At 63.1% G+C, this 13,286-nt stretch carries 7 protein-coding genes; 5 read left to right on the forward strand and 2 right to left on the reverse strand.

Translation table 11 applies throughout. The annotated features are described in order from the left end of the window. Window positions 1–26 precede the first annotated feature (26 nt). Together xdhB and xdhA are read right to left on the reverse strand one after the other, a co-directional pair. Window positions 27–2,426, reverse strand: a complete 2,400-nt coding sequence (gene xdhB, locus LXM55_RS16550) for a xanthine dehydrogenase molybdopterin binding subunit (protein WP_233321360.1) — start codon at window positions 2,424–2,426, stop codon at window positions 27–29. Continuing rightward, complete coding sequence (gene xdhA, locus LXM55_RS16555; protein ID WP_233321361.1) at window positions 2,419–3,873, reverse strand: xanthine dehydrogenase small subunit; 1,455 nt, start codon at window positions 3,871–3,873, stop codon at window positions 2,419–2,421. The genes xdhB and xdhA overlap by 8 nt, the downstream gene beginning before the upstream one ends. A gap of 266 nt (window positions 3,874–4,139) precedes the next feature. On the opposite strand from xdhA, the gene LXM55_RS16560 reads away from it, so the two are divergent. The 5 genes from LXM55_RS16560 (at window position 4,140) to LXM55_RS16580 (ending at window position 13,176) form a co-directional block, all read left to right on the forward strand. Further along, a complete protein-coding gene (locus LXM55_RS16560) occupies window positions 4,140–4,799 on the forward strand; it encodes a GntR family transcriptional regulator (protein WP_233321362.1) in 660 nt (219 codons plus the stop codon). Window positions 4,800–4,801: 2 nt separating this feature from the next. Then, window positions 4,802–8,290 (forward strand): chromosome segregation protein SMC, encoded by a 3,489-nt coding sequence (gene smc, locus LXM55_RS16565; RefSeq protein ID WP_233321363.1) that lies wholly within the window; start codon window positions 4,802–4,804, stop codon window positions 8,288–8,290. Window positions 8,291–8,548: 258 nt separating this feature from the next. After that, window positions 8,549–9,403: a cell division protein ZipA gene (gene zipA / locus LXM55_RS16570; RefSeq protein ID WP_233321364.1), complete on the forward strand. Its 855-nt coding sequence runs from the start codon at window positions 8,549–8,551 to the stop codon at window positions 9,401–9,403. Window positions 9,404–9,511: 108 nt separating this feature from the next. Continuing rightward, complete coding sequence (ligA, locus tag LXM55_RS16575) at window positions 9,512–11,878, forward strand: NAD-dependent DNA ligase LigA (protein WP_233321365.1); 2,367 nt, start codon at window positions 9,512–9,514, stop codon at window positions 11,876–11,878. A gap of 131 nt (window positions 11,879–12,009) precedes the next feature. After that, window positions 12,010–13,176: a zinc-binding metallopeptidase family protein gene (locus LXM55_RS16580; RefSeq protein ID WP_233321366.1), complete on the forward strand. Its 1,167-nt coding sequence runs from the start codon at window positions 12,010–12,012 to the stop codon at window positions 13,174–13,176. The last annotated feature ends 110 nt before the right edge of the window (window positions 13,177–13,286 follow it).

Raw genomic sequence — 13,286 nt, forward strand, 5'->3', positions numbered from 1 at the left:
TGTCGCGGGCAAGCCCGCGAAGGCCATTACAGCGGTGCCAGCTCGACGTGCTGATCCGTGCCCTTGCTCACCTGCAAGCGGCGCATCTGCTCGCAGCCCCACAACACCCGCTCGGGAGTCGCCGGTGCATCGATCTGGGGCTGGTGACGGTAGTCGCCGAGGCTGGCCACCGCGTCCTTGATCGCGCACCAGGCGGCGATACCGAGCATGAACGGCGGTTCGCCCACGGCCTTGGAGTGGAACACCGTGTCTTCCGGGTTCTTGCGGTTTTCCACCAGCTTGACCCGCAGATCCACCGGCATGTCGGCCACCGCCGGGATCTTGTAGCTGGCCGGGCCGCAGGTCATCAGCTTGCCCTTGGCGTTCCACACCAGCTCCTCGGTGGTCAGCCAGCCCATGCCCTGGATGTAGCCGCCCTCGACCTGGCCGATGTCGATGGCCGGGTTCAGCGAGGCGCCGACGTCATGCAGGATGTCGGTACGCAGCATCTTGTACTCGCCGGTCAGGGTATCGACGATCACCTCGGCGCAGGCGGCACCGAAGGCGAAGTAGTAGAACGGCCGGCCCCGGGCCTGGGCGCGGTCGTAGTAGATCTTCGGGGTCTTGTAGAAGCCGGTGCTGGACAGCGACACCTGGGCGAAATATGCCTGCTGGATCAGGTCCTCGAAGGTCAGGATGTGCTCGCGGACCCGCACATGGCCGTTGTGGAACTCCACGTCTTCCTCGCTGACCTGGTACTTGCGCGCGGCGAATTCCACCAGGCGGTTCTTGATGGTCTGCGCGGCATTCTGCGCGGCCTTGCCATTGAGGTCGGCACCGCTGGACGCGGCGGTGGGCGAGGTGTTGGGCACCTTGTCGGTATTGGTGGCGGTGATCTGCACCCGGTCGATGTCGACCTGGAACACCTCGGCCACCACTTGCGCCACCTTGATGTTCAAGCCCTGGCCCATTTCGGTGCCGCCGTGGTTCAGGTGGATACTGCCGTCGGTGTAGATGTGGATCAGCGCGCCGGCCTGGTTGAGGAAGCTGGCGGTGAAGGAAATGCCGAACTTCACCGGGGTCAGCGCCAGGCCCTTTTTCAGGATCGGGCTGTTGGCGTTGTACCGGCGGATGGCTTCGCGGCGTTCGGCGTACTGGCTGCTGGCTTCCAGTTCGGCGGTCATTTCCTCGAGCATGTTGTGCTCGACGGTCTGGTAGTAGTGGGTGACGTTGCGCTCGGTCTTGCCGTAGTAGTTGGCCTTGCGCACCGCCAGCGGGTCGAGGTGCAGGTGACGGGCGATGGCGTCCATCACCTCCTCGATGGCGACCATGCCTTGCGGGCCGCCGAAGCCGCGGTAGGCGGTGTTCGACGCGGTGTGGGTCTTGCAGCGATGGCCGTTGATGGTGGCATCGCCCAGGTAGTACGAGTTGTCGGCGTGAAACATCGCCCGGTCGACGATGGACGCCGAGAGGTCCGGCGAGCAGCCGCAGTTGCCCGCCAGTTCCAGCTGGATGCCGTGCAGGCGGCCGCGGCTGTCGAAGCCCACGTCGTATTCGATGTAGAAGGGGTGGCGCTTGCCGGTCATCAGCATGTCTTCGAGCCGCGGCAGGCGCATCTTGGTGGGCTGGCCAGTGAGGCGGGCGATCACCGCGCACAGGCAGGCGGGGCTGGCCGCCTGGGTTTCCTTGCCGCCAAAACCGCCGCCCATGCGACGCATGTCGACCACGATCTTGTTCATCGACACGTCGAGCACTTCCGCCACCAGCTTCTGCACTTCGGTGGGGTTCTGGGTCGAGCAGTAGACGATCATGCCGCCGTCCTCGGTGGGCATCACCGAGGAAATCTGGGTCTCCAGGTAGAAGTGTTCCTGGCCGCCAATATGCAGGGTGCCCTGGATACGGTGTTCGGCGCTGGCCAGGGCGCTGGCCGAGTCGCCGCGCTGATGGGTGTGGCTGTCCAGCACGAAGTGGCGCTTGCGCAGGGCTTCGACCACATCCAGTACCGGTTCCAGGTCTTCATATTCGATGACCGCGGCCATGGCCGCCTTGCGCGCGGTTTCCAGGTCACGGGCGGCTACCGCCAGCACCGGCTGGCCGACGAACTGTACGGTGTCGATGGCCAGCAACGGGTCGCCGGGCAGCAGCGGGCCGATGTCCTTGAGGCCGGGAATGTCCTCGTGGGTGATGGCGATGCGCACGCCCTCGAAGGCGTAGCAGGGGCCGGTGTCGATGCTGATGACCCGGGCGTGGGCCCGATCCGACAGCCGCGCGTAGACGTGCAGTTGATTGGGGAATTCCAGGCGGTCGTCGATGTACACCGCCTCACCGGACACGTGCTTGTCGGCACTGTCGTGCTTGACGCTGCGTCCGACGCCGGTGGTCAGGTCCTGGTGAAACAGGGCCGTCAGTTCGGCCTGGGTCTTCTCGACCTTGTGATGGTTAGACATAAGCGGTCACCCGGGTCTCGATGTGCGGTGCATGCAGTTCGATGAAGTATTTGCGCAGCAGGTTCTGCGCACTCAGCAGGCGGTATTCCTTGCTGGCGCGAAAGTCCGAGAGCGGGGTGAAGTCCTCGGCCAGCGCGGCGCAGGCGCGCTCGATGCTCGACTGATTCCAGGGCGCGCCGATCAGCGCGGCCTCGCAGCTCTTGGCGCGCTTGGGAATCGCCGCCATGCCGCCGAAGGCGATGCGCGCATCGCTGACCACGCCGTTGTCGATGCGCAGGTTGAAGGCCGCACAGACCGCGGAAATATCGTCGTCCAGGCGCTTGGACACCTTGTAGGCTCGAAACAGTCGCTCGGCGCTGGCCCGGGGCACGATGATCTTCTCGATGAACTCGCTTTCCTGGCGGGCGGTGACCCGGTAGTCGATGAAATAGTCTTCCAGGGCCAGGGTGCGGCGCACTTCGCCCTTGCACAGGACGAGCTGCGCGCCCAGGGCAATCAGCAGCGGCGGCGAGTCGCCGATGGGCGAGGCGTTGCCGATGTTGCCGCCCAGGGTGCCCTGGTTGCGGATCTGCAGCGAGGCGAAGCGTTGCAGCAGTTCGCCGAAGTCCGGGTACTCGGCGCGTAGCGCGTCGTAGCAGTCGGTGAGGGCGGTGGCGGCGCCGATTTCCAGGCGATCGTCGAAGCGTTCGATGCGCTTCATCTGGGCAATGTTGCCGACGTAGATCATCACCGGCAGGGTACGGTGGAACTGGGTCACTTCCAGGGCCAGGTCTGTGCCGCCGGCCAGCAGCCGGGCTTGCGGGTAGGCGTCATAGAGGTCGGCCAGGTCGGCCACGGTCAATGGCACCAGGCAGCGCTTGTCGCCGCTATTGAGCTCGCCGGTGTCTTTGGGGGCGATGGCCTTGAGGCGGCCGATGGTCTCGGCCTGGCGCGCGTCGAACTGGTCGCTTTGCCCGGCGCAGCAGGCCTGTTCGGCGGCGGCGAGAATCGGCCGGTAGCCGGTGCAGCGGCAAAGGTTGCCAGCGAGGGCTTCATGGGCCTTGTGGGCGTCGGGCTGGCTGCTGTTTTTCTGCAGGGCGAACAGCGACATGACGAAGCCCGGGGTGCAGAAGCCGCATTGCGAGCCGTGGCAGTCGACCATGGCTTGTTGCACGCTGTGCAGCTGGCCCTGGTGCTTGAGGCCCTCGACGCTGATCAGTTGCTTGCCGTGCAGGGAGGAGACGAAGGTCAGGCATGAGTTGAGGCTGCGATAGCGAATGCTTTCGCGGCCTTGCGCATCCGTCTGCAATTCGCCCACCACCACGGTGCAGGCGCCGCAGTCGCCGCTGGCGCAGCCTTCCTTGGTGCCGGGCTTGCCCACGTGTTCGCGCAGGTAGTTGAGCACGGTCAGGTTGGGGTCCAGGGCATGCTCGCTACGGAGTTCCTGGTTGAGTAAAAACTGGATCACGGAAGGCCTCGCAGACTCATTATTATTGTTAACCGACGTCAGCCGAATTTAGTCATGTCTGACTTTTCGGTCAATGATTTTCTGACTTTGAGGTCAGGAAATTTCCGCCTCTAACAATTCAAGTATGAACGGCTACAGAAAATTGCTCGGATCAGCACGAATTTGCTTATTTCGTGCCAAATTCCGGCCCCTGGGCACTCCGCGATGAAGTGTCAATTGCGCTACACTGCGCCGCTTGTGCCGATTAAAGATTTTGAAGGAAAACCATGACGTTCAAGGCGCCGGACAGCCTCGCCGAGCAAATTGCTCACCACCTCGCCGAACGTATCATTCGCGGGGATCTCAAGCCTGGGGAGCGCATTCAGGAACAGAAGGTCACCTTGGCCCTCAATGTCAGCCGTGGTTCGGTCCGCGAGGCCTTGCTGATTCTCGAGCGCCGCCATCTGATCGCCATCCTGCCGCGCCGTGGCGCCCACGTGACTGAGCTCACCGAGCACAAGGTCCGCAGCCTGTGCACCCTGATGAGCGAGCTGTACATCCTGCTGGGCAACTCCGTGGCCAGCGGCTGGGTGCAGCAGAGCGACATGACGCCGTTCCTGCAGATCCAGCAGCGCCTGGAAAGCGCCTACGAGCGCCAGGACATCCGCGCCTTCGTCGAAGACAGCTTCAGCGTGATGCGCGCGGCCTATCCGTTCGCCAACAACCCCTACCTGCAGGAAACCGTCGAGAACCTGCAACCGGCCATGAGCCGTGCCTATTACCTGGCACTGGAGCAGCGCAAGGCCTCGATGAGCGAATACCTGGCGTTGTTCGAGCAATTGCTGGCCGCCGTATTGGCCCGTGATCTGGAGCGGATCCGTCAGGTGTTGACGGTCTACGCCCAGCGCAGCAGCGATCTGGTGGTGTCTGCGTTGGCGGATGCGTAAACGTGCGACTCAAATGCATCAAGCTGGCGGGGTTCAAGTCCTTCGTCGATCCGACCACGGTGAACTTCCCCAGTAACATGGCGGCGGTGGTCGGGCCCAATGGTTGCGGCAAGTCGAACATCATCGACGCCGTGCGTTGGGTGATGGGCGAAAGCTCGGCGAAGAACCTGCGTGGCGAGTCGATGACCGACGTCATCTTCAACGGTTCCACCAGCCGCAAGCCGGTGAGCCAGGCCAGCATCGAACTGGTGTTCGACAACTCCGACGGCACCCTGGTGGGCGAATACGCGGCCTATGCGGAAATCTCCATCCGCCGCAAGGTGACCCGCGACAGCCAGAACAGCTATTTCCTCAACGGCGCCAAGTGCCGCCGTCGTGATATCACTGACATCTTCCTTGGCACCGGCCTGGGGCCACGCAGCTACTCGATCATCGAGCAGGGCATGATCTCCAAGCTGATCGAGGCCAAGCCCGAGGACCTGCGCAACTTCATCGAAGAAGCCGCGGGCATCTCCAAGTACAAGGAGCGCCGGCGCGAAACGGAAAACCGCATCCGCCGCACCCACGAGAACCTCGCCCGTCTGACCGACCTGCGCGAAGAGCTGGAGCGCCAGCTCGAACGCTTGCATCGTCAGGCCCAGGCCGCCGAGAAGTATCAGGAATACAAGGCCGAGGAACGTCAGCTCAAGGCGCAACTGTCGGCCCTGCGCTGGCAGGCGCTGAATGAACAGGTGGGTCAGCGCGAGTCGGTGATCGGCAGCCAGGAAGTCAGCTTCGAGGCGCTGGTGGCCGAGCAGCGCAACGCCGATGCGGCCATCGAACGCTTTCGCGACGGGCACCACGAGCTGTCCGAGCGCTTCAATCTGGTGCAGGGGCGCTTCTATTCGGTGGGCGGCGATATCGCCCGGGTCGAGCAGAGCATCCAGCACGGCCAGCAACGCCTGCGGCAGTTGCAGGACGATCTCAAGGAAGCCGAGCGCGCGCGCCTGGAAACCGAGTCGCACCTGGGCCACGACCGCACCTTGCTGGCGACCCTGGGTGAAGAGTTGGCGATGCTCGAGCCCGAGCAGGAAGTGACCGCCGCGGCGGCTGAAGAAGCGGCTGCGACCCTGGAAGAAGCCGAAGCCACCATGCACGGCTGGCAGGAGCAGTGGGACGCTTTCAACCTGAGTTCCGCCGAGCCGCGGCGCCAGGCGGAAGTGCAGCAGTCGCGCATCCAGCAGCTCGAAGGCAGCATGGAGCGCCTGTCCGAGCGTCAGCGGCGTCTGGCCGAGGAGCGCGAGCTGCTCTCGGCGGACCCGGAAGATGCGGCCATCCTCGAACTCAACGAACAACTGGCCGCCAGCGAAGCGACCCTGGAAGACCTGCAAGCCAGTGAGGAGTCCCAGGTCGAGCGCCTGGAACAGCTGCGCCAGCAACTGCAGCAGGCCACCCAGGCTCAGCAGCAGGCTCAGGGCGAGCTGCAGCGGCTCAACGGTCGCCTGGCTTCCCTGGAAGCTTTGCAGCAAGCGGCCCTCGACCCGGGCACCGGTGCCGCGCAATGGCTGCGTGAGCAGCAACTGGCCGAGCGTCCGCGCCTGGCCGATGGCATGCAGGTGCAGGCGGGGTGGGAGCTGGCGGTGGAAACCGTGCTCGGCGCTGATCTGCAAGCAGTGCTGGTGGACGATTTTTCTGGCATCGACCTGGCCGGATTCCAGCAAGGCGACCTGCGTCTGCTGAGTGTGCAAGGGGATGCCCTGCGCATGCCCGGCAGCTTGCTGGACAAGGTTGAATCCCAGGTCGATCTGTCGCCCTGGCTGGGCCAGGTCAAGCCGGTGGACAGCTTGGAACAGGCCCTGGCCTTGCGCGGACAACTGAGCGCCGGGCAGAGCCTGATCAGCCGGGATGGCTACTGGGTTGGCCGGCATTTTTTGCGGGTGCGTCGCGCCAGTGAAGCGGAAAGTGGCGTATTGGCTCGAGGCCAGGAAATCCAGCAACTGACCCTGGAGCGCGATGAGCGCGAAGCCAGCGTCGAGGCCCTGGAAAGCCAGTTGCTCAACCTGCGGGCCCAGCAGCGCCAGCAGGAGAACGGTCGTGAACATTTGCGTCGCCTGTTGCAGGACGAAGCCCGCCAGCAGGGTGAGTTGAAAGCCAAGCTGTCGGCCGGCAAAGCCAAGGCCGAACAGCTGAACCTGCGGCGTACCCGTCTTGATGAAGAGCTGGTCGAGCTGGGTGAGCAGCGTGAGCTGGAGCACGAACAGATCGGCGAGGCGCGCCTGCAGTTGCAGGAAGCCCTCGACAGCATGGCCCTGGACACCGAGCAGCGCGAACTGCTGCTGGCCCAGCGTGACAGCTTGCGCGAGCGCCTCGATCGGGTGCGCCAGGAAGCGCGCCAGCACAAGGATCACGCTCATCAACTGGCAGTACGCATGGGCTCGCTCAAGGCCCAGCATGACTCCACGCGCCAGGCCCTGGAGCGCCTGGAGCTGCAGTCCGAGCGCCTGACCGAAAAGCGCGAGCAGCTCAGCCTCAATCTGGAGGAGGGCGAGGCGCCGCTGGAAGAGTTGCGCCTGAAGCTCGAAGAGCTGCTGGAAAAACGCATGACCGTGGATGTCGAGCTCAAGACCGCGCAAATCGCCCTGGAAGATGCCGACCGCGAACTGCGCGATGCCGAGAAGCGTCGCAACCAGGCCGAACAGCAATCGCAACTGATTCGCGGCCAGCTGGAACAGCAGCGCATGGAATGGCAAGCCCTGACTGTGCGCCGCAAGACCTTGCAGGAGCAGCTGCTGGCTGATGGCTATGACCTGGATGGCGTGCTGGCAACCCTGACCGCAGAAGCCAGCGAGCAGGCTGCCGAAGAAGAGCTGGAACGTATTGCCGCGCGGATCCAGCGTCTGGGCGCGATCAACCTGGCGGCCATCGACGAGTACCAGCAGCAGTCCGAGCGCAAGCGTTATCTGGATGCCCAGGATGCCGACCTGGTGGAGGCGCTGGAGACTCTGGAGAACGTGATCCGCAAGATCGACAAGGAAACCCGTAATCGGTTCAAAGATACCTTTGATCAGATCAACGGCGGTCTGCAGGCACTCTTTCCAAAAGTTTTTGGTGGCGGCAGCGCTTATTTGGAACTGACGGGCGAAGATCTACTCGATACAGGGGTAACGATCATGGCGCGCCCTCCGGGCAAGAAGAACAGCACCATTCATTTGCTCTCGGGTGGCGAAAAGGCGCTGACTGCATTGGCCCTGGTATTTGCCATCTTCAAGTTGAACCCGGCGCCGTTCTGCATGCTCGACGAAGTTGACGCACCGCTGGATGACGCTAACGTTGGACGCTACGCAAGATTGGTTAAAGAGATGTCGCAGACGGTGCAGTTCATCTATATCACCCACAACAAGATCGCCATGGAAATGGCTGATCAATTGATGGGCGTAACGATGCACGAACCCGGTTGTTCGCGCCTGGTAGCCGTGGATGTCGAGGAGGCGATGGCGATGGTGGACGCTTGAGTCCAGGCGACCGAGGTGACTGTTAGGAGGTCAAGTAGGGGGAATTTCCCCATTGCCAAGCTGGCCAATCGATATATTGGCCCTAGCCGTCACGACAGACGGTGTAAAGTTGCCTTTGGTCGTGCTAGTTTAATGTCAATTTTTCCTATGCGTGGGCAAAACGCCATTCAGAACATAGAGTTGGCGCCACGTTTTAAAGCGGTTTGCAGATTGTAAACCCCTTATTTTTCAGCATTTTTTATAGAGGCACGGGATTACATGGAAATCGGTCTGCGCGAGTGGCTGATCGTCATCGGCATTATTGTTATCGCCGGTATTCTTTTTGATGGCTGGCGGCGTATGCGCGGCGGCAAGGGGAAGTTGAAGTTCCGTCTTGATCGAAGTCTTTCCAATTTGCCCGATGATGAGGGCAGTGCCGAGCTGCTGGGACCACCCCGCGTGCTGGACACCCATAAAGAACCGCAACTGGACGAGCATGATCTGCCGTCGGTGAGCATGCCTGCCCGCGAGCCTCGGGAAGGCTCTTCGTCCAAGCGTGGCAAGCGTGGTGGCGAGCCGCACCAGGGCGACCTCAACCTGGACCTGGATCTGGACAGCGGCCCGAGCTTCAGCAGCCGTGATGATGATTTCCCGGCCGCGGAAGGCAAGTCCGCCAGCCACAGCGACAAGGAACAACCGCAAGCCGAAGAGGTGCTGGTCATCAGCGTGATCTGTCGTGACGCCGCCGGCTTCAAAGGCCCCGCGCTGTTGCAGAACATCCTCGAAAGCGGTCTGCGTTTTGGCGAGATGGATATTTTCCACCGTCACGAAAGCATGGCTGGCAACGGCGAAGTGCTGTTCTCCATGGCCAACGCGGTCAAGCCCGGCGTGTTCGACCTGGACGACATCGACCACTTCAGCACCCCGGCCGTGAGTTTCTTCCTCGGCCTGCCTGGCCCGCGTCATCCGAAGCAGGCCTTCGACGTGATGGTGGCGGCAGCGCGCAAGCTGTCCCAGGAGCTCAATGGTGAACTCAAGGACGATCAACGCAGTGTCCTCACTGCCCAGACCATCGAGCACTACCGTCAGCGCATCGTCGAATTCGAGCGTCGCGCCCTGACCCAAAAGCGCTAAGCTCCTGCCATCAGCCCCTCCTGCAGGGGCTGGCTTGCCAGCGATGCCCTTGCCCCAATCTTCAGATCGAGCAGCCTAGGCTGCTCTTTTGCTTTATGAGAGAACCCCATGACCGCCGCCGAAACCCGCATTCTTGAGCTGCGCGCTGAGCTGGACCAACACAACTATCGCTACCACGTACTGGACGAGCCGAGCATTCCGGATGCGGAATACGACCGGTTGTTCCACGAGCTCAAGGCCCTTGAAGCCGAGCACCCGGAGCTGGTGACCAGTGACTCGCCGACCCAGCGTGTCGGCAGCGCTGCGCTTTCGGCCTTCACCCAGGTGCGTCACGAAATCCCGATGCTCAGCCTCGGTAACGCCTTCGAAGAAGTCGACATGCGCGAGTTCGATCGCCGGGTCAACGAAGGCCTGGACCTGCCGGCTGGCGACCTGTTCGGCGGTGGCGCAGCGGTGGAGTACAGCTGCGAGCCCAAGCTCGATGGCCTGGCGGTCAGCCTGCTGTACCAGGACGGCGTACTGGTGCGTGGGGCCACCCGAGGCGACGGCACCACCGGTGAAGACATCAGCGTCAACGTGCGCACCGTGCGCAACATTCCCCTCAAGCTGCAAGGCAGCGGTTGGCCGGCCACCCTGGAAGTGCGCGGCGAAGTGTTCATGTCCAAGGCCGGTTTCGAGCGCCTGAACGCCGCGCAATTGGAGGCGGGCGGCAAGACCTTCGCCAACCCGCGCAACGCCGCAGCGGGCAGCCTGCGCCAACTGGATTCGAAGATCACCGCCAGCCGGCCTCTGGAGTTCTGCTGCTATGGCCTGGGCCAGGTCAGCGCCGAGATTGCCGATACCCACATCGGCAACCTTGAGCAGTTGAAGCAGTGGGGCATGCCCATCAGCCGCGAGCTACGCCTGGCCAGGGGCATTGATGAGTGCCTGGACTACTACCGCGAGATCGGCGAGCGGCGCAATGCGCTGCCGTATGAGATCGACGGCGTGGTGTTCAAGGTCAACAGCGTCGCCTCACAGCGCGAGCTGGGCTTTCGCGCTCGGGAACCGCGCTGGGCCATTGCCCACAAGTTTCCAGCCACGGAAGAGCTCACCGAGCTGCTGGACGTGGAGTTCCAGGTCGGCCGCACCGGCGCCGTGACTCCAGTGGCGCGCTTGCAGCCGGTCAAGGTGGCCGGGGTCACCGTGTCCAATGCGACCTTGCACAATATGGATGAAGTGGCGCGGCTGGGCTTGATGATCGGTGACACGGTGATTATCCGCCGCGCCGGCGATGTGATCCCGCAAGTGGTGCAAGTGGTTACCGAGCGCCGCCCGGAGAACGCCCGGCCAGTACAGATTCCCCAGAACTGCCCGGTCTGTGGCTCCCACGTCGAACGCACGCAGTTGGTCAAGCGCAGCAAAGGCCGGGAAACCGTCAGCGAAGGCGCGGTGTATCGCTGCGTCGGCCGGCTCGCCTGTGCTGCCCAACTGAAGCAGGCGATCATCCATTTTGTCTCCCGGCGCGCCATGGACATCGAAGGTCTGGGCGACAAGACCATCGAGCAGTTGGTGGACGAGAAGCTCATTGCCTCGCCGGCGGATCTCTACCAGCTCAAGTACGAGCAGATCATCGACCTGGAAGGCTTTGCCGAAGTCTCCAGCAACAAGCTGCTCAAGGCCATCGAGGACAGCAAGCGTCCGGCCCTGGCGCGCTTCATCTATGCCCTGGGGATCCCGGACGTCGGTGAGGAAACCGCCAAGGTCCTGGCTCGTTCCCTGGGCACCCTGGAGCGGGTCCAGCAAGCGTTGCCGCAAGTGCTGACCTACCTGCCGGATGTCGGCCTGGAGGTGGCCCACGAGATTCATAGCTTCTTTGAAGACAGCCACAACCAGGAAGTGATCGGCGCCTTGCTGGACGCCGATCAATGCGGCCTGGTGTTGCAGGATCAAGGGGAGCTGGGGGCGGAGTTTGCCGCCAGCACCACCCTGGGTGGCATGCTCGACAAGCTCAATATCCCGTCGGTGGGGCCGGGCGGTGCGCAGAAGCTGGCGGACAAGTTCGGCTCCCTGCAAGGCGTGATCGATGCCGATTGGCTGGACATGCGCCAGGCGCTGCCGGAGAAGCAGGCCAAGGCGGTTCGCGAGTTTTTCGACAACCCGGCCAACGCGCAATTGGCCCAGGCCATCGAGCAGCAGCTGCAGGCCTTTGGCATGCACTGGCACAGCGAGAAGAAGGTGGTGGCTGGGCTGCCTCTGGCGGGGCAGACCTGGGTGCTCACCGGTTCGCTGGAACTGATGAGCCGCGACGTGGCCAAGGACAAGCTGGAGAGCCTCGGCGCCAAGGTGGCCGGCTCGGTCTCGGCCAAGACCCACTGCGTGGTGGCCGGCCCTGGCGCGGGCTCCAAGTTGGCCAAGGCCAACGAGCTGGGGCTCAAGGTCCTGGACGAAGAAGCCTTCGTTGCCTTCCTGACCGAGCACGGCATCCCGACCTGACCTGCAGCCACTGCCGCAGGCTGCGACAAGCTCCACAGAGGCTTCCCGTGCCTGCGGTGCAGCCTGCGAATCCTGGAACCCCACAGGCTTGCCCATGATCTAGTCTTGGCAAGCCTCAGGGAGGATTCGTCATGCACCGTTTCTTCGAGCAGCTCAGTTCCCGGATCGCCGCGCCCTTCGTCGGTGATCGTTCACGCAACAGCAAACTCTGGTCCTGCCGCTGCGGGCAATCGCTGTTCTTTCGCAACAGCCAGTGCCTGGCCTGTTCGGCGATGCTCGGCTATGCACCGCAACTGGGCGTTCTGTCGTCCTTGCAGCCCGGCCCCATGACGGCTACCTGGGTGCTCGACAGCCAGCCCGAAGCCGGCGCCTTCAGGCGCTGCGCCAATCTCGATGCACCGGCGGCCTGCAATTGGTTACTGCCTGCGCACCTGACCGACAGCCTGTGCGTGGCTTGTCGTCTGAATCGGACCATCCCCGACCTGTCCATGGCCGAGAACCCGGAGCGCTGGCGCAAAGTGGAAATCGCCAAGCGCCGGCTGGTGGCGCAACTGCTTGATCTGGGGTTGCCAGTGATTTCCAAGAGCGAGGATGAGCAGGCCGGACTGGCCTTTGATTTCATCGGTGTCGACCTGGAGGGCAGGGCGCCCATGACCGGGCATGCCAACGGCCTGATCACCCTGGATATCAAGGAGGCTGATGATGCTCATCGAGAAAAGGTCCGGGCGCAGATGCACGAGCCTTATCGAACCCTGCTCGGGCACTTTCGTCACGAGGTGGGTCACTACTACTGGGATCGATTGATTGCCCACGGTGCCTGGCTGGAACCGTTCCGCAGCCTCTTTGGCGACGAACGCTACAGCTACGCCGAGGCCCTGGACCGGCACTACCAGAAGGGCGCGCCGGCGGGCTGGGAGCAAAGTCATGTCAGTGCCTACGCCACCATGCACCCCTGGGAGGACTGGGCGGAAACCTGGGCCCACTACCTGCACATGATGGATGCGCTGGATACCGCCTTGGGTTTCGGCATGAGCGCGCGTGACGTCGACCTCGACTACCAGCCGTTTCCCCTGGGCAGCCTCTATGATCCGCAGCATCCGAGCGGCCCGGCGTTCCTGGCCTTCGTCAACGCCTGGATCGAGTTGGCGGGCATGCTCAACGAACTGTCGCGCAGCATGGGCCAGCCGGACTTCTATCCCTTCAGCCTGCCGCCGGCAGTGATTGCCAAGCTGCACTTCATTCACCTGGTGGTCCAGCAGGAAGGCGGTCGCGCCGACGAAGCCCTGTCTCTGGGCTGACACTTGCCGTCTTGTAGGCGGGCCACAGCCAAGTACTTGAAGCTCATCAGATTTTTTAATCTGCAAGGAGCAGTTGTAAGTTCAACTCAGATAGGTACAATGGCGCGGCT

This window comes from Pseudomonas sp. Au-Pse12 (genome assembly GCF_021341665.1).
Classification (GTDB): domain Bacteria; phylum Pseudomonadota; class Gammaproteobacteria; order Pseudomonadales; family Pseudomonadaceae; genus Aquipseudomonas.